Origin of the sequence: Microbacterium sp. LRZ72 (assembly GCF_033792225.1) — a bacterium.
Lineage (GTDB): Bacteria > Actinomycetota > Actinomycetes > Actinomycetales > Microbacteriaceae > Microbacterium.
Genome location: NZ_JANGEX010000001.1, coordinates 360,250 through 376,762, shown reverse-complemented (window position 1 = coordinate 376,762; position 16,513 = coordinate 360,250). Strand labels below are relative to the sequence as shown.

Annotated in this window: 16 protein-coding genes; 8 read left to right on the top strand and 8 right to left on the bottom strand. The window is 69.6% G+C overall.

Annotated elements, in window-relative coordinates; genetic code table 11:
* The first annotated feature begins 16 nt into the window (after window positions 1-16).
* The 3 genes from M4I32_RS01795 (at window position 17) to M4I32_RS01785 (ending at window position 2,774) form a co-directional block, all read left to right on the top strand.
* Window positions 17-523, top strand: a complete 507-nt coding sequence (locus M4I32_RS01795; RefSeq protein WP_319032768.1) for a DUF6993 domain-containing protein — start codon at window positions 17-19, stop codon at window positions 521-523.
* A 63-nt stretch (window positions 524-586) separates the two neighbouring features.
* Window positions 587-2,269 carry an energy-dependent translational throttle protein EttA gene (gene ettA, locus M4I32_RS01790; protein ID WP_319032767.1) on the top strand — a complete coding sequence of 561 codons (1,683 nt, stop codon included), beginning with the start codon at window positions 587-589 and terminating at the stop codon, window positions 2,267-2,269.
* Window positions 2,262-2,774, top strand: a complete 513-nt coding sequence (locus tag M4I32_RS01785) for a thioesterase family protein (protein ID WP_319032766.1) — start codon at window positions 2,262-2,264, stop codon at window positions 2,772-2,774. Before ettA ends, M4I32_RS01785 begins: the two co-directional genes overlap by 8 nt.
* A gap of 24 nt (window positions 2,775-2,798) precedes the next feature.
* Here M4I32_RS01785 and M4I32_RS01780 read toward each other — a convergent pair whose 3' ends face one another.
* Window positions 2,799-3,692, bottom strand: coding sequence for an acyl-CoA thioesterase (locus M4I32_RS01780; protein WP_413466764.1), 894 nt, complete (start codon window positions 3,690-3,692; stop codon window positions 2,799-2,801).
* 69 nt (window positions 3,693-3,761) lie between these two features.
* Between M4I32_RS01780 and M4I32_RS01775 the strand changes: the two genes are divergently transcribed.
* The gene (locus M4I32_RS01775; RefSeq protein ID WP_319032765.1) at window positions 3,762-4,409 is read left to right on the top strand and encodes a hypothetical protein; all 648 of its coding nucleotides are present in this window, start codon (window positions 3,762-3,764) and stop codon (window positions 4,407-4,409) included.
* Window positions 4,410-4,428: 19 nt separating this feature from the next.
* On the opposite strand, the gene M4I32_RS01770 is transcribed toward M4I32_RS01775, so the two are convergent.
* From M4I32_RS01770 to M4I32_RS01745, 6 genes are all read right to left on the bottom strand, one after another.
* A complete protein-coding gene (locus M4I32_RS01770) occupies window positions 4,429-4,926 on the bottom strand; it encodes a globin (protein ID WP_319032764.1) in 498 nt (165 codons plus the stop codon).
* A gap of 62 nt (window positions 4,927-4,988) precedes the next feature.
* On the bottom strand, window positions 4,989-5,870 hold the full coding sequence (locus tag M4I32_RS01765; RefSeq protein ID WP_319032763.1) for an ABC transporter permease: 882 nt from the start codon (window positions 5,868-5,870) through the stop codon (window positions 4,989-4,991).
* Window positions 5,867-6,778: an ATP-binding cassette domain-containing protein gene (locus tag M4I32_RS01760; RefSeq protein WP_319032762.1), complete on the bottom strand. Its 912-nt coding sequence runs from the start codon at window positions 6,776-6,778 to the stop codon at window positions 5,867-5,869. Before M4I32_RS01760 ends, M4I32_RS01765 begins: the two co-directional genes overlap by 4 nt.
* Before the next feature lie 82 nt (window positions 6,779-6,860).
* A complete protein-coding gene (pepN, locus tag M4I32_RS01755; RefSeq protein WP_319032911.1) occupies window positions 6,861-9,428 on the bottom strand; it encodes an aminopeptidase N in 2,568 nt (855 codons plus the stop codon).
* 95 nt (window positions 9,429-9,523) lie between these two features.
* Window positions 9,524-11,164, bottom strand: coding sequence for a SulP family inorganic anion transporter (locus tag M4I32_RS01750; RefSeq protein WP_319032761.1), 1,641 nt, complete (start codon window positions 11,162-11,164; stop codon window positions 9,524-9,526).
* Window positions 11,161-11,526: a metalloregulator ArsR/SmtB family transcription factor gene (locus tag M4I32_RS01745; protein WP_319032760.1), complete on the bottom strand. Its 366-nt coding sequence runs from the start codon at window positions 11,524-11,526 to the stop codon at window positions 11,161-11,163. Before M4I32_RS01745 ends, M4I32_RS01750 begins: the two co-directional genes overlap by 4 nt.
* 52 nt (window positions 11,527-11,578) lie before the next feature.
* On the opposite strand from M4I32_RS01745, the gene M4I32_RS01740 reads away from it, so the two are divergent.
* From M4I32_RS01740 to M4I32_RS01725, 4 genes are read left to right on the top strand one after another with little or no spacing between them, the layout of a single operon-like run.
* Entirely contained in the window at window positions 11,579-12,772 is a 1,194-nt protein-coding gene (locus M4I32_RS01740; protein WP_319032759.1) for a ferrochelatase, read from the top strand.
* A 34-nt stretch (window positions 12,773-12,806) separates the two neighbouring features.
* Window positions 12,807-13,355, top strand: coding sequence for a ribose-5-phosphate isomerase (locus M4I32_RS01735; RefSeq protein ID WP_319032758.1), 549 nt, complete (start codon window positions 12,807-12,809; stop codon window positions 13,353-13,355).
* Window positions 13,355-14,365 carry an Fpg/Nei family DNA glycosylase gene (locus M4I32_RS01730; RefSeq protein ID WP_319032757.1) on the top strand — a complete coding sequence of 337 codons (1,011 nt, stop codon included), beginning with the start codon at window positions 13,355-13,357 and terminating at the stop codon, window positions 14,363-14,365. The genes M4I32_RS01735 and M4I32_RS01730 overlap by 1 nt, the downstream gene beginning before the upstream one ends.
* Window positions 14,366-14,420: 55 nt before the next feature.
* Window positions 14,421-15,947, top strand: coding sequence for an amidohydrolase (locus tag M4I32_RS01725; RefSeq protein WP_319032756.1), 1,527 nt, complete (start codon window positions 14,421-14,423; stop codon window positions 15,945-15,947).
* A 12-nt stretch (window positions 15,948-15,959) separates the two neighbouring features.
* Here M4I32_RS01725 and M4I32_RS01720 read toward each other — a convergent pair whose 3' ends face one another.
* The gene (locus tag M4I32_RS01720) at window positions 15,960-16,445 is read right to left on the bottom strand and encodes a DNA starvation/stationary phase protection protein (RefSeq protein WP_319032755.1); all 486 of its coding nucleotides are present in this window, start codon (window positions 16,443-16,445) and stop codon (window positions 15,960-15,962) included.
* Window positions 16,446-16,513: the final 68 nt, after the last annotated feature.

The window sequence follows — 16,513 nt, the reverse complement described above, 5'->3', positions numbered from 1 at the left end:
CGCATAGACTCTCGTGGTGCCCTCGCTCGCCCCCAGAAGAACCTCCGGTGCTCGCGCCCTGCTCACCGCCGGGGCCGCCGTCGTCGTTCTCGGCATCGCCGGGTGCGCCGGCACTGATCCGGAGCCGACGCCGACCGAGACGCTCACGCCGGTCGTGGTGACGCCGAGCCCGACGCCGACGCCGGAGGTGCCCGAACTGCAGCCGGAGGGAACGGCGAGCGAGAATCTCGACTTCTTCTCCCTCGTCGTCGACACGGTGTGGGAGGGGTCCGAGGCCGTCAGCGGACGTGCCTACGTCGATGCGCTCGACGAAGCGGGCTTCGACCGCGGCGCGATGCAGGTCTCGGAGGATGAGACGACGTTGGGCGCGGCTGTCGAATCGCTGCAGTTCTCGGTCCGATGGGGCGATGAATGCCTCGTCGGACAGGTGGGGCCAGAGACGGGGGACCCTGTCACGGTCGTCCTTCCCGTCATCGAGGGCGATAGGTGCCTCATCGGCAACACTCAGCCGATCGACTGGTGATCGCTCCGCGGTGATCGCTCCGCGGTGATCGCGCGGTCGCGCCCCGCGTAGACTGGAGGGTCTATGGCTGAGTACATCTATCAGATGGTCCGTGCCCGCAAAGCGGTCGGTGAGAAGCTGATCCTCGACGACGTGACCATGTCGTTCCTCCCGGGCGCCAAGATCGGCATGCTCGGTCCGAACGGTGCGGGAAAGTCGACGATCCTCAAGATCATGGCGGGCCTCGACCAGCCGTCCAACGGCGAGGCCAAGCTCTCGCCGGGCTTCACCGTCGGCATCCTCATGCAGGAGCCCGAGCTCGCCGAGGACAAGACGGTGCTCGAGAACGTGCAGGAGGGCGTCGGCGAGATCAAGGCGAAGGTCGATCGCTTCAACGAGATCTCGGCCGAGATGGCCGACCCGGACGCGGACTTCGACACGCTGCTGGCCGAGATGGGCACGCTGCAGGAGGACATCGACGCGGCCGACGCCTGGGACCTGAGCTCGCAGCTCGAGCAGGCGATGGATGCGCTCCGGACTCCGCCGGGCGACGCGACGGTCGCCCACCTCTCCGGTGGTGAGAAGCGTCGCGTGGCGCTGACCAAGCTGCTGCTGCAGAAGCCCGACCTGCTTCTGCTCGACGAGCCGACGAACCACCTCGACGCCGAGAGCGTGCTGTGGCTCGAGCAGCACCTGCAGAAGTATCCCGGTGCGGTGATCGCGGTGACCCACGATCGGTACTTCCTCGACAACGTGGCGGAGTGGATCGCCGAGGTCGATCGCGGGCGTCTGATCGGCTACGAGGGCAACTACTCGACCTATCTCGAGAAGAAGGCCGAGCGGATGGACGTGCAGGGCAAGAAGGACGCGAAGCTCGCCCGGCGTCTCAAGGAAGAGCTCGAGTGGGTGCGCTCGAACACCAAGGGGCGGCAGGCGAAGTCCAAAGCCCGCCTGACGCGCTACGAGGAGATGGCCGCCGAGGCGGAGCGCACGCGCAAGATGGACTTCGAGGAGATCCAGATCCCCGCCGGGCCGCGTCTGGGCAGCGTCGTGATCGAGGCGAAGAACCTGCAGAAGGGATTCGACGATCGCCCCCTGATCGACGGCCTCGGCTTCAGCCTGCCGCCGAACGGCATCGTCGGCGTGATCGGTCCCAACGGGGTCGGCAAGACGACGCTGTTCAAGACGATCGTGGGCCTCGAGCCGCTCGACGGCGGCGACCTCAAGATCGGCGAGAGCGTGGAGATCAGCTACGTCGATCAGACCCGCGGTGGGATCGATCCGAACAAGTCGCTGTGGGAGGTGGTCTCGGATGGCCTCGACATCATCACGGTGGGAAAGACCGAGATCCCCTCACGCGCCTACGTGTCCAAGTTCGGCTTCAAGGGACCCGACCAGCAGAAGAAGGCCGGCGTCCTCTCCGGCGGCGAGCGCAACCGGCTCAACCTCGCGCTGACGCTCAAGCAGGGGGGAAACCTGCTGCTGCTCGACGAGCCCACCAACGACCTCGACGTCGAGACCCTGCAGTCGCTCGAGAACGCGCTGCTCGAGTTCCCCGGATGCGCCGTGGTCATCACGCACGACCGCTGGTTCCTCGACCGCATCGCCACCCACATCCTCGCCTACGAGGGCACCGAGGAGAATCCCGCGGCGTGGCACTGGTTCGAGGGCAACTTCGAGGCGTACGAGCAGAACAAGATCGAGCGCCTCGGCCCGGATGCCGCGAAGCCGAGCCGATCGACGTACCGCAAGCTCACGCGTGACTGACTCCGACGACGACGACGGCCGCCGCCCGGCCGCGGGACGCCTGCACGTGCCCATCCATCTGCGATGGGGCGATCTCGACGCGTTCAACCACGTCAACAACACGTCGATGCTGAAACTGCTCGAAGAGGCCCGGGTGCGAGCGTTCTGGCGCGCGGAGGACGCGGCGCAGGCGCCGCCGACGGCCGTCCTCGACGCGGGCGTCGATGGCGGAGTGCTCACCCTCATCGCCCGCCAGGAGATCGAGTACGTGCGTCCCGTGCCGTACCTGCGCGAACCACTCGACGTGCAGATGTGGTTCGGCAACCTCGGCGGTTCGAGCATCGAGGTCTGCTACGAGGTCCATTCCCCGGCCGGGCTCGAACCCCGTGCGGTCTACGCCCGGTCCACCGCCGTCATCGTGCTGGTGGATGCGGGCACCGGCCGTCCTCGTCGACTCAGCGACGAGCAGCGGCAGGCGTGGGAGCCCTACCTCGGTTCGCCGATCGACTACGCACGCAAGCGCTGACCCGCCGACACGCGGGAGTGCCTGTCAGGGCATCCTGACGACGACTTCCTGTGCGACGCTCGCGATGAGCGTGCCATCCGGCGTGTACAGCCGTCCGGTCGCCAGCCCGCGTCCGCCGCCGGCGCTCGGGGACTCCTGCACGTACAGCATCCATTCGTCCACCCGGGCGGCGCGATGCCACCAGACGACCGAGTCGAGGCTGGCCAGCTTCAGACCGGGGCTCGACCACGCCACCCCGTGCGCACGCAGGATCGACTCCTGGATCGTGATGTCCGAGATATAGGCGATGGCGGCGCGGTGCAGCGCGGGATCGTCGGGAAAACGGCGACGGGCGCGGATCCAGGCGGCGTTCTCCGGCCGGGGCCGGGGGTCGGGGTCGGCGTACAACTCGGGGAGCACGTGACGGATCTCGACCGGGCGGGCATCGCGCATCGCCCTCGAGAACGGGTTTCCGGGCGCGCTCGCATTCTCGTCGGGAGCCACGTCGTCGGGGCCCGGCACATCCGGCGGCATCGGCGCGGCGTGTTCGAAACCGGCGCCCTCGTTCTGGAACGACGCGATCATCGAGAAGATCGGCACGCCGTCTTGGAAGGCCTGTGTGCGACGCGCCGAGAACGACCGGCCGTCATGGATGCGGTCGACGGCGAAGGTGATGTCCTGCGATGCGTCACCGGGGCGCAGGAAGTAGCCATGCATCGAGTGCACGACACGATCCTCGTCCACCGTCCGGCCCGCGGCGACGACCGCCTGGCCGAGAACCTGTCCGCCGAACACCCTGCCGTGCGGCATCGGCTCGCTGCGTCCGACGAAGATGTCCTCGGTGGTGCGGGCGGCTCCGCCCTGCAGCTCGAGCGTGTCGAGCAGGCGGCCGACGGCATCCGGGGTCGGTGATTCGAGTTCGTCGGCAGCGGGACCCACGAGGCTCCTCTCGTCCAGGCGGGCGGAAGGACGTCTGGCGATGTCTCCGCGCTTGGTAGCTTAGGGGGGATGTCACAGGCCCTCCGCTTTCCCGATTCGCACGCCCGTGACGACCTGCTGACGTTCGCGTCCCGCTCGGCGCGCCTCGCCGATGCCGACGTGCGCTTGGTCGCGGCCCGCGGCACGCTGGCGATGTGGGCGCCCGTCCTGACCCCACGCGGGCTGCTTGACAGCACCCCGACGGTACTCGCGCTGCGGGCGCTCCCGGTCGACCCGGAGCTCGAGTGCGACCTCACTGTGGCGGCGGGCTCGGTCGTGGCGGGAGACGACGAGCGTTCCGTTCGCCTTCCGCCCACCGCCACGCGTCCCGCGTGGGCGGGTGTGACACCCCCGCGTGCGGGATGGCAGGCCTCCCATGAGATCGCCGCGTCGGATCTGGCGGCGCGCGCGCACGACGGTGTCTCGAGGGTGGCCGCCGGCCTGCCTCGGGACGCGGGGGCGGACCTGGTGCACCGCGTGCGCGCCGAGGTCTGGGCGGCGCCGGTCGAGCCGTGGCGGGGCCTGCCGCTCGGCGCGGCCTTCGCCGCGCTGTCGCTCGGATTCATCGTGGGATCGGAACAGGCACGCGTCTTCGTCTGCGGATCGTGGACGCGGCTGAGCCTCGAGCGCGGTCACGTTCTCGTCCGCGGCGCGACGATGGCAGGCCCGGGGTCCTGACCCCGGGCCGGTGCTCACCTCACCCGGCCCCCGGCGGTGTGCGCCCGGGTGGATGCGCTGCGGTTCCCCCTTCGGCGGGACCCGCGGCATCCGACCTCGCCGGCGTGGCGTCGAACGTGTTCACCATCGCCATCGCTGCGCGCTGCAGGTAGTCCCAGAGGGTGGCCTCGAGCAGCGGGGGCAGTTCGAGCTCGTCGACGGCGGCACGCATGTGTGCGAGCCAGCGGTCGCGCGCGTCGGGGTTGACGTGGAACGCCGCGTGGCGCATCCGCAGGCGCGGGTGCCCGCGGTTGTCGCTGTAGGTGGTCGGCCCGCCCCAGTACTGTTCCAGGAACAGGGTGAGGCGCTCCTCGGCGGGCCCCAGGTCGTCCTCCGGGTACATCGGCCTGAGCACCTCGTCGTCAGCGACTCCGCGGTAGAAGGCGTGCACCAATCGCACGAACGTCTCGTGCCCGCCCACCTGCTCGTAGAACGAGATCGGGTACGCCCCGTTGTGCTCGTCGTGCCCGTCGCTCATGCCCGTGCAGCCTCCCTGCGCGTCTCGTCGGGCGCGTGATCCGACGCACCCCGGCAACGACCTTACGCGTCGCGGGAGGCGAGCACGGCCGAGCCGCCGATGACAGCGGCGACGGCCCACAGCACGATGGTGATCAGGGCCGGCACCGTGTCGAGAGGGTTGCCGGACATCCCGCCGGAGAGGAAGAGGGACTGGCCCGCATTGGACGGCAGGAAGCTCGCCAGGTCGTGGATCCACGCGAAATCGTCGACGCGCGGAAAGAACCCCACGAGGATCGGGGCCACGAAGACGATGCCGATGCCGACTGCGAGGGTGCCGGGGCCGTTGCGGATGGCGAATCCCAGGCCCACACCCATGACCGACATCAGTGCCAGATACAGGGCGGCGCCGAGCAGAGGCGGCAGGGCGCTGCCCGGGTCACCCAGATCGAGCCCGTTCGCGCCGAGGATCGGCGTCGTCACCATCGCGGCCAAGGCGAACACGACCACGCTGATGACGAACATGGCGGCGCCGACCACGAGCGCCTTGGCCAGCAGGGCGGCGATGCGCCGGGGCGCGGCCGTGAGAGTGGAACGGATCATGCCCGTCGAGTACTCGCCGGTGACCGCGATGGCACCGAGGATGACAGCGAGCAGCTGAGTGAGCACAGTGCTGAAGGTGATCACCTGGATCGCGATGCCGCCGCTGTCCGGCTGCTGCCCCGCGGGAGCGCCGCCGGCGAAGCTGGCGTAAGACGCGGCCATCAGGAGGCTGAGTCCCAGCGAGAGCGCGGCGACCAGGCCGATCGACCACCACGTCGACCTGACGGTCGTGAACTTGATCCACTCCGACCGCACGAGTCGCGCGAAGGACAGGTGAACACGCCCGTTCGCGCGGGGAGGAGAAGAGATCGCCGGGGCGGGGGATGCGGTGGCGGTGGTGGTGGTGGTGGGTGCGGTGCTCATGCGAGGTCCTTCGTCTTGTACTCGACGTCGTCGCCGGTCAGCTGCAGGTAGGCGTCTTCGAGGGTGCCGGATGCGGGAGTCAGCTCGTGCAGAGTGAGGCCCCGCGATGCGGCGACCTCTCCGACCGTGCGTGCATCGATCCCGACGATGTCGAGCGCATCGGTCTCCGCTCTGGCGACCGTCACACCCTCCGCCGCCACGGCCTCGACGAGCTCCGCGGCGTGGGGGCTGCGCACGCGGACCGATTGCCGTGTCCACTGCGCGACGAGCGTGTCCACGGAGGCGTCGGCGAGTACGCGCCCGCGACCGAGGACGATGATGTGATCGGCGGTGACGGCCATCTCGCTCATCAGATGACTCGAGAGCAGCACGGTGCGTCCTTCGCGAGCGGCATGCTGCACGAACCGGCGCACCCACATCACCCCCTCCGGATCGAGGCCGTTCACGGGTTCGTCGAGGATGAGGGTGTGCGGATCGCCCAGCAGCGCGGCCGCGATGCCGAGGCGCTGGCCCATCCCCAGCGAGAAGCCGCCGGCACGCTTGCGCGCCACCGACGCGAGACCGGTGATCTCGATGACCTCGTCCACGCGCGAACGCGGGATGCCGTGGGTGGCGGCCATCGCCCGCAGGTGGCTGCGCGCGGTCCGGCCCGTGTGTACAGCCTTGGCATCGAGCAGCACACCCACTTCGGTGAGGGGAGAGCGCAGCCCGGAATACGACCGGCCGTTCACCGTCACGGTTCCGCGCGTCGGACGATCGAGACCGACGATCATCCGCATGGTCGTCGATTTTCCGGCCCCATTCGGGCCGAGGAAGCCCGTGACCCTTCCCGGGTGCACCGAGAAGCTCACATCCGATACCGCGTGTCTGCTCCCGAAGTCCTTGCTGAGATTCTCTGCGACGATCATGGCCTCAACGCTAGGGGGAGCCCCGAACAGCGCGCATCAGCCGGCAGGAGGGTGTTGCGCCCGCCGGCATCCCCCGGGGGGACTACGCGTCGTCGTGTGCGGAGGTCTCGCCGTCCCGCTGCTGGGCGGCGAGGGCACGCTCGGTGCCGGCGAGGTTCTCGTTCACCAGCCGCCGCAGCGCCGCGGGCGCATCTTGGTTCGCGGCGAGCCACGCGCGCGTCGCGTCACGCAGGCGCGCGTCGGCGAGCGCGGCCGGGTAGAGCCCGACGATCAGGTACTGCGCGATCTGATACGTGCGTGACGACCACACGGGGAGCAGCATCCCGAAGTACGCGTCGACGAACTGCTCCAGGTCATCGACCGTGGCCGGGTGCACGATGCCCGCGGCGGTCGCGCGCAGGATCGTGTTCGGCGCGTCCGTCCGCTGCACGATCGAGTCCCACGCCGCCTGTTTGGCCTCCCGACCGGGCAGCGCCCCCCGCGCCTGCGCGGCGAACTCCGCACCCTTCGCCGTATTGTCGGCGGTGCGGGCCGCGTTGATCTCTTCCGCCGTGGCCGCTCCCCCCGCCGCCAGCGAGACGAGGAGCTGCCACGAGAGGTCGGCATCGATCTCGAGACCGGGCAGCGTGGTGCCGCCCTCGCGCAGGGACCGCACGGTCTCGCGGTGCGCCGGCGTGGCCGCCGCCTGGGCGAAGGCCGTCACGAACTGCAGCTGACTGTCGCTGCCCGCCTCGGCACGCTGCGCCAGCTGCCACAGCGCATCGGCGACCCGCTCGCGCGACTGGCCCCGGCGAAGCGGCGCCACATAGGAGTTCGCCGCAAGCTGCAGCTGCGCCAGGGTCGTGCGCACCGTGGTGGACTCGGTCTCGGTTCCGATGTTGCGCAGGACGAGATCGATGTAGTCAACGGCGGGCGTCTCGGCGTCGCGCGTCTGGTCCCATGCCGCACCCCAGACGAGCGAGCGTGCGAGCGGGTCCGCGATGTCGCCCAGGTGGGCTATCGCGGTGGCGAGCGACCGGTCATCCAGGCGGATCTTCGCGTAGGCGAGGTCGTCGTCGTTCAGCAGAACCAGGTCGGGACGCGTGCGTCCCTTCAGCTCGGGCACGTCGGTGCGGTCGCCGTCGACGTCGAGCTCGATCCGATGCGTTCGTTCGAGCACGCCGTCTCGAAGGGAGTAGAAGCCGACGGCGAGCCGGTGCGGACGGATGGTCGGGTAGTCGGCCGGCGCGGTCTGCACGATCGCAAAGCGCGAGATGGTGCCATCGGAGGACTCCTCGATGAGCGGCGAGAGCGTGTTGACGCCCGCCGTCTCGAGCCACTTCTTCGACCACTGCGACAGGTCGCGGCCGCTCGTGGCCTCGAGTTCGCGCATCAGATCGGGCAACTCGGTGTTGCTCCACTCGTGCGACGCGAAGTACGCGGAGACGCCCGCGAAGAACTGCTCGATGCCCACCCACGCGGCGAGCTGTTTGAGCACCGAGCCGCCCTTGGCATAGGTGATGCCGTCGAAATTGACCTGCACGTCCTCGAGATCGTTGATCTGGGCGACGACGGGATGGGTCGAGGGCAGCTGGTCCTGACGGTATGCCCAAGTCTTCTCCATGGCGTTGAAGGTCGTCCAGGCGGCGGTCCACTCGGTGGCCTCTGCTGTGGCGATCGTCGAGGCCCACTCGGCGAAGGACTCGTTCAGCCAGAGGTCGTTCCACCACTTCATGGTCACCAGGTCGCCGAACCACATGTGCGCCAGCTCGTGCAGGATCGTGACGACGCGGCGCTCCTTCACGGCATCCGTGACCTTGCTGCGGAAGACGTACGTCTCGGTGAACGTCACGGCACCGGCGTTCTCCATGGCGCCCGCGTTGAACTCGGGCACGAAGAGCTGGTCGTACTTGGCGAAGGGGTACGGGTAGTCGAACTTCTCCTCGTAGTACGCGAATCCCTGCCGGGTCTTCTCGAAGACGTACTCCGCGTCGAGGTGCTGCCAGAGGCTCCGTCGGGCGTAGACCCCGAGGGGGATGACACGGCCCGAGGCGCTCGTCAGCTCGGAGAACACCGACTCGTAGGGGCCGGCGATCAGGGCGGTGATGTACGAGGAGATGCGCGGAGTGGGCTCGAAGGTCCACGTGGCAGTGCCGTCGCCGTGCGGCACCGGATCAGGGGTGGGGGAGTTGGAGACGACGCGCCACGCGGCGGGAGCCGTCACGGTGAACTGGAACGACGCCTTGAGATCGGGCTGCTCGAACACGGTGTAGACACGCCGCGAGTCGGGGACCTCGAACTGCGAGTAGAGGTAGACCTCGCCGTCTGCGGGGTCGACGAAGCGATGCAGACCCTCGCCGGTGTTCGTGTAAAGGCAGTCCGCCTCGACAACGAGTTCGTTCTCCGTCTCGAGGCCGGCCAGTTCGATCCGCGAATCCGCGAACACCGCGGCCGGATCGAGCGTGCGCCCGTTCAGGGTCACCGCCCGCACCTCGCGCGCGATCAGGTCGATGAACGTCGTCGCGCCGGCCTCGGCGCTGAAGCGCACACGCGTGCGGGAGGCGAAGACGTCCGGTCCGCGCGTCAGATCGAGTTCGATCTCGTAGGCGTGGGCGTCGACGACGGCCCGGCGCTGCTGCGCCTCGAGGCGGGTGAGGTTCTCTCCAGGCACAGCGGTGCTCCCGTAGATCGTGGGCGGATCGGCCACGCGGCTGCGGTCGGCGCGGCGTCCTCCCCAGCCTACTGATGCGAAACCCATGGAGCGGGTCAGCGTTCGCGGGCGATGTGGCTGCGGGCGTGCGCTACCGCGGCGGGCAGGTCGGTGAACAGATGATTCTGGTGGCGCAGCGCCCCGAGTGCCCCGACCGTGCGGAAAAGCTCGACGTGCCCCTCGCGAACGCCCTTGATCAGCACGGTGACGCCGCGCCGCTCGAGCTGCTGCACGATCTCGCTGAGCACGTGGGCGCCCGTCGCATCGACCAGTTCGAGCTGAGACATCCGCAGCACCACCACAGAGACGCCCTCGATCGCGGTAACCTCCGCCAGCACGCGGTCGGCGGCCGCGAAGAAGAGTGGGCCGTCGACCCGGACGACGGCGATCCGTTCGTCACCGCGTTGCGCTTCACCCCGGATGGCTTCGCGGTGCACGCCCGTCGCGCGCGAGAGCGCGCGCAGCGCGAAGACCGCGGCCACCGCCATGCCTATCGCAACCGCGAAGATGAGGTCGACCGATACGGTGACGAGCGCCGTGATGACGAATGCCGCGGCATCCGCTCGGGGGGAGCGCAGAATGGATCGCGCCGTCGCAACGTGCACCATCCGCACCGCCGTGACCATCAGCACGCCCGACAGCGCCGCGAGCGGGATGGCGCCGACGGGTCCTGCGAGCGCGACCACGACGATGAGCAACACGGCGGCGTGGGTGATGGCGGCGAGCCGGGTGCGGGCTCCGGAGCGCACGTTCACAGCGGTGCGTGCGATTGCGCCCGTCGCCGGCATCCCGCCGAACAGACCGGCCCCGAGTGATGCCAAGCCCTGGCCCACGAGTTCACGATCGGGATCGTACGGTCCGGTGTCGGCCATAGATGCTGCGACACGGGCCGAGAGCAACGACTCGATCGCCGCGAGCGCGGCCACTGTGACGGCGGGGAAGGTGAGGGCTGCAAGCGTGTCCCAATCGGCTGAAGGGACGGTCGGGGCGGGCAGCGTCGCTGGCAGAGCACCGATCACAGCGAGCGGATCCGCGAGGACCAGCGTGAGTAGCGTGACGGCGACGACGCCCACGAGCGAGCCGGGGATGCCGGGGTGCAGCCGCGGCAGTGCGAGCATGCAGGCCGCGACGATCGCGACGGTCCCCAGTGCCCACGCGAGGTAGGTCGGATCGGCTGCCAGCATCGAGTCGATTGCCACGAGCGCGACGTTGTTGTGCGCGTCGGCGTGGCGGACAGGACTCGTCAGCGCAGGTACCTGCTGCAAGAAGATGATGACGGCGATTCCGAGCGTGAACCCTTCGATCACCGGCCAGGGGATGAATGATACGGCGCGCCCGAGGCGGGCGGCGCCCGCTACGACGACGATGATGCCGGCCATGATGCTGACGAGCGCCACAGCGGCCATGCCGTGCGACGCCACGATCGGCGCAAGTACGACGACCATCGCGCCCGTCGGTCCGGAGACCTGCACGTTGGAGCCCCCGAAGACGGCGGCGATCACGCCCGCGACGATCGCTGTGACGAGGCCGGCCGACGCACCGGCGCCCGATGACATCCCAAAACCGAGCGCGAGCGGGAGTGCGACGATGCCGACCGTCACCCCGGCGATCAGGTCACGTCGCCAGCTCGACGGCGCATCGCGGTAGTCGCTCGATGCCGGCAGAAGCACCCGACTCGCGCGCAGGACGCGCTTCACCGCTGTGCACCGATGCGAGGAAGGGACGCCATGCCGTCGGCGCGGGCGCTGTCCTCGGCGACGAGCGTGGTGAGCAGATTCCGTGCTGCGGCGAGCATCTCGGCGACGTCGGGGTGCGCGAGGCGGTAGTAGACGTGGCTCGCGCGACGCTCCGCGGTGACGAGGCGGTGCCGGCGGAGCACCGCGAGATGCTGAGAGAGATGAGACGCCTCGAGGTCCGTGCACTCCTGCAGGTGGGCGACGGTGTGCTCCTCCTGATCGGCGAGGAGCTCGAGTATCCGGATCCGGAGCGGGTGCGACAGCCCCTTGAACAGGCCGGCTTTGACCTCGTAGAGCGGGCGTTGGTGCGGGGATAGTGGCATGATCATTCCATCATATCGCCACCATCTCCCCGTCAGTGCGAGGATGAAGAGCGTGAACGCCGCATCTGCCGATCGTCCTCCCGCCGTTGCCTTCGCATCGTCCGCCGCGGCGGACGGACCGCCGCACGTCACGACGCCGGTGCCCTACGACGGCATCCTGCTCGCGAGTTTCGGGGGACCGGAGGGGCAGGACGACGTCATCCCCTTCCTGCGCAACGTGACCCGCGGCCGCGGCATCCCCGATGAGCGGCTCGAAGAGGTCGCGCACCACTATCGGCACTTCGGCGGGGTCAGCCCCATCAACGCGCAGAACCGACGACTCAAGGCCGCGATCGAGGTCGAGCTCGAGCGCCGCGGTATCGATCTGCCCGTCTACTGGGGAAACCGGAACTGGGCGCCCTACCTCGATGAGGCCGTCCGCGAGGCCGCGAATGCGGGTGACACCACACTGATCGCCGTCGCAACGAGCGCATACAGCTCGTTCTCGAGCTGTCGGCAGTATCGCGAGGACTTCGCCCGCGTACTGGAGCAGACCGAGCTGGCCGGCACCGTCACGATCGACAAGGTGCGCCAGTTCTTCGATCACCCGGGCTTCATCGAGCCTTTCCGCACGGGTGTGCGCGAAGCGATCGCCGGGCTGCTCGCCGACGGCGTGAGCGGCGAGCGGATCCAGGTGCTGTTCTCGACCCACAGCGTGCCGATGGACGACGCCCGTCGGTCGGGTCCGCGCGATCGGGAGTGGGGCGACGGCGGCGCCTACGAGGCGCAGCATCTCGCGGTCGCCCGTGTGGTGATGGAGCACGTCGCCGAACAGATCCCGGATGCCGCGGCGGTGGGCTCGCAGCTGGTCTACCAGTCGCGTTCCGGCCCGCCGAGCCAGCCCTGGCTCGAACCCGACGTCTGCGACGTGATCGCGGGGCTGCCCGAGCGCGGGATCGAGGCCGTGGTGATCGTGCCGCTCGGCTTCGTCAGCGACCACATGGAGGTGCTCTGGGACCTCGACACCGAGGCGATGGAGGCCGCCGCGGAGGCGGGTCTGCGGGCCGTGCGCACGCCCACGCCCGGCGTCGACCCCGCCTACGTGGCGGGTCTGGTCGACCTCGTCGTCGAACGGCTCTCCGGCGCGCCGCGGGAGACGCGACCGCACGCGACCGAGCTCGGCCCCTGGTTCGACGTGTGCCGGCCCGGGTGCTGCGAGAACATCCGCGCGGGCTTCAAGCCCGCCGCGGCCGGCGTCGCCCCGTGAGGGAGCGATGCCCGGCATCCGTAAAATGACTGGCATGCGCATCCACATCGCGACCGACCATGCCGGCCTCGAGTTCTCGACCCGCCTGCAGCACCACCTCTCCGATCAGGGCCACGACGTCGTCGATCACGGCCCGGTCGACTACGACCCGGTCGATGACTACCCGTCGTTCTGCATCCGCGCGGGCCAGGCCGTCGTCCGCGATCAAGCCGCGGGCGTCGAGGCCCTCGGGGTGGTGTTCGGCGGCTCGGGCAACGGCGAGCAGATCGCCGCGAACAAGGTGCGGGGCGTGCGGGCGGCGCTGGTCTGGAACGCCGCGACCGCCGAACTGGCACGCGAGCACAACGACGCCAACGTGATCGCGATCGGCGCACGCCAGCATGCGTTCGACGAGGTCGCCGCATTCATCGACAGGTTCATCCGCACGCCGTTCTCGGGCGAAGAGCGGCACGTGCGACGCATCGCGCAGATCGCCGCCTTCGAGATCGACGGCTCGCTGGAGCCGGACCCCCGTGGCGCCGCGCAAGACCTCGCCCCTCGGGGCGGCGAGTCGGCCGATCGGCTCGACCCCGAGGCGGGCTGATGCCCGAGGGCCATTCCGTACACCGGATAGCCCGGCAGTTCGCGCGCAACTTCGTCGGCCGGACCGTCTTGGCCTCGAGCCCGCAGGGACGCTTCGTCGAGGGCGCCGCGGTGATCGACGGCCGCGAGGTCACCGACGTGCGCGCGGTGGGCAAGCAGATGTTCCTCGCATTCGGTGACCTCTGGCTGCGCGTGCATCTGGGTATGTACGGCGCATGGGACTTCGCCGGCGAGATCCTCGTCGATCCGACCATCGCGTCGGCCAACGGCCGCATGGGCCACACCAACCAGCGCGGCACGGATCTGGCCGGGCCGGTCTCGGGTGCGGCTGTCTTCGACCAGGCGGGCGAGAACTCCCTGGCGTCGATCGGCGCCCCGCGGCGGGCACGCGGGCATGTGCGCATGTCGGAGCAGACGACGGGTCTGGACGACGATCTCGACGAATGGCCCCCGCCCGTGGTCGGGCAGGTGCGGCTGCGCCTGCTCACGGCCGTGACGTGCGCAGATCTGCGCGGGCCGACCGCCTGCGAGCTTCAGACGCCCGGCGAGATGATGCAGACCGTCGAGAAGCTCGGGCCGGACCCGCTCGTGGATGATTTCGACGAGGGGGAGCAGGCCTTCGTCTCGGTCGTGCGGCGCAAGCGCACGCCCATCGGGCTGCTGCTGATGGATCAGAGCGTCGTGAGCGGCATCGGGAACGTCTACCGCGCGGAGCTGCTCTATCGGTCGCGCCTGGATCCGCATACGCCGGGCCGAGACATCCCGGAGGATGTCGTGCGGGGTCTGTGGCGTGACTGGGTGCGTCTGCTCTCGATCGGCGTCGAGACCGGCCAGATGATGACGATGGACGACCTTGCACCGGACGACTACCGACGCGCGATGGCCCATCGCGATGACCGGCATTGGGTCTATCACCGGGCGGGGCTGCCGTGCCGCGTGTGCGGCACGCAGATCGCGCTCGAAGAGATGGCCGCCCGAAAACTGTACTGGTGCCTGTCCTGTCAACGATGACCTGTGCGGACCCGCGCTCCTACCCTGGTCACATGAGCGAATCCGGCGGGTCGGTGTGAACGTCGGCGAGGACGTCGACGTCATCGCCGACGCGCGCGTCGTGCTGCCGGCCACTCCGCTGCCACTCGGTGACGAACCGCACGACGTGCACCTGCGCGGGGGAGTCGTGGCCGACATCGCTCCCGCGGGTGCGCTGCCGCGACGAGGCCGGGTACTCGATGCCGCCGGCGGATGGCTCATCCCCGGGCTCTGGGATCATCACGTGCACGTCATGCAATGGGCACTGGTCGCCGAGCGGATGCCGTTGCGACATGCAGAGAGCGCCATGCATGCCGCGGCGCTCATGTCGTCGGTGCCGGTGCGCTCCGACGGCCGCCGCATCGGCACCGGATACCGCGACGCCCTCTGGAACGACGCTCCCGATCTCGCCACGCTCGATGCCGCCACGGGCGAGGTGCCCACGTACCTCATCAACGCCGATGTGCACAGTGTGTGGCTCAATTCGGCGGCCCTGCGACGTGAGGGGATCGGCGACCCCGGCGACGGGGTGCTGCGGGAGGAACCGGCGTTCGCGATCTCCCGCCGCCTCAACGCCGTCGATCCCACGGGAGTCGACAGATCCGTGGCGTCGGCTGCGCGGGATGCCGCGGCGCGCGGGCTCGTCGGCGTGGTCGATCTGGACATGGCCTGGAACGAGCAGTCGTGGCAACGGCGCACCGCATCCGGCTTCGATCTGCTGCGGGTGGACTTCGGCATCTATCCTGCCGACCTGGAACGCGCGATCGAGGCGGGGCTGCGCACGGGCGCCCCGCTGCGCGGCGCGAACACCGATCTGGTGCGCGTCGGTCCGGTGAAGGTGATCAGCGACGGCTCCCTCGGCACCCGCACCGCGGCCTGCTCCCATCCCTACACGGGCGCGACGGGTGTCGGCATCAGCGCGGGCGGTGCCCGCGGCGGAGGCGCCATGACCGTGGAGCCCGCCGACGTCGAACGCATCATGGCTGCGGCCACCGCGGGCGGCCTGACGTGCGCCATCCACGCGATCGGCGACGTCGCGGTCTCGCATGCGCTCGACGCATTCACGCGAACCGGTGCCGCGGGCTCGATCGAGCACGCACAGCTTGTGGCCCATGCGGATCTGCCCCGCTTCGCGCGGGTGGGCGTTGCGGCCAGCGTGCAGCCCGAGCATGCGCTCGACGACCGCGACATCAGCGATCGCGAATGGGCGGCGCAGACCGCGCTGGCCTACCCGCTCAGGTCGCTGGCCGATGCGGGGGCGACGGTGCTGTTCGGCTCCGACGCGCCCGTCGCCGATCTCGACCCGTGGGCCGGGATCGCTGCCGCGGTGTACCGGGCGCGCGCCGGAGGACCGGCGTGGCACCCGGAGGAGACGGTGTCCGTCGCCACGGCGCTACAGGCATCGACGCGCAGCGGAACGCCGGGGGCCGATCGCACGGCACCCGGCGTGCGGGCCGACTTCGCGCTGTGCGCCACGGATCCGCGTGCCGCGGACGAGCAGCACCTGCGCGACATGCAGGTGGCGGCGACGCTCTTGGGCGGACGCCTCACCCACCTGGTCTAAGGCGTCTCGAGGCTATTCCGCGACGTGTGCGACGAGGAACCAGCGGTCCTTCTCGAGGCCGCGCTTGATCTCGATCGCGACGTCCTGGCTTGTCAGGTCCATCTCGTCCAGACCTGCGACCGCCGCGTCGAGATCGGCGAGGATCGCGTCGATGTCCGCGATGACGGCTCGCACGATCTCGTCGGACTTCGTGAAGCCGGCGGCGACCTGGGTGGCCTCCACCTTGCTCGCGATCGTCGTGAGACGCGCGTCGATCGGAAGCCCCAGTGCGACGATGCGCTCCGCGGCGGTGTCGGCCCAGTCCCGCGCGTGGTCGACCACGACGTCGAGGAACTCGTGGACGCCGACGAAGTTCGCCCCGCGCACGTGCCAGTGGGCCTGCTTGCCGTTGACGCTGAGAGCCTGCAGGCCGAAGACGACGGGGGAGAGGAACTGTGCGGCCGCCGACGCGACGTTCGGGTCAGCTGCAGTCGTGGAAACCGTGTGCGTGTTGGTCATGATGTTTCCCTCCGGCCGCGGGTCTCGCGGCTCATCTGAACCCAACGCTACTCACGCCCACGCATTCC

Excerpts from the sequence above, each read along its gene's own strand:
- ettA (WP_319032767.1), top strand. The coding sequence starts at position 587 with ATGGCTGAGTACATCTATCAGATGGTCCGTGCCCGCAAAGCGGTCGGT.
- M4I32_RS01775 (WP_319032765.1), top strand. The coding sequence starts at position 3,762 with ATGTCACAGGCCCTCCGCTTTCCCGATTCGCACGCCCGTGACGACCTG.
- M4I32_RS01770 (WP_319032764.1), bottom strand. The coding sequence starts at position 4,926 with ATGAGCGACGGGCACGACGAGCACAACGGGGCGTACCCGATCTCGTTC.
- M4I32_RS01765 (WP_319032763.1), bottom strand. The coding sequence starts at position 5,870 with ATGAGCACCGCACCCACCACCACCACCACCGCCACCGCATCCCCCGCC.
- M4I32_RS01760 (WP_319032762.1), bottom strand. The coding sequence starts at position 6,778 with ATGATCGTCGCAGAGAATCTCAGCAAGGACTTCGGGAGCAGACACGCG.
- M4I32_RS01745 (WP_319032760.1), bottom strand. The coding sequence starts at position 11,526 with ATGCCACTATCCCCGCACCAACGCCCGCTCTACGAGGTCAAAGCCGGC.
- M4I32_RS01735 (WP_319032758.1), top strand. The coding sequence starts at position 12,807 with ATGCGCATCCACATCGCGACCGACCATGCCGGCCTCGAGTTCTCGACC.
- M4I32_RS01730 (WP_319032757.1), top strand. The coding sequence starts at position 13,355 with ATGCCCGAGGGCCATTCCGTACACCGGATAGCCCGGCAGTTCGCGCGC.
- M4I32_RS01720 (WP_319032755.1), bottom strand. The coding sequence starts at position 16,445 with ATGACCAACACGCACACGGTTTCCACGACTGCAGCTGACCCGAACGTC.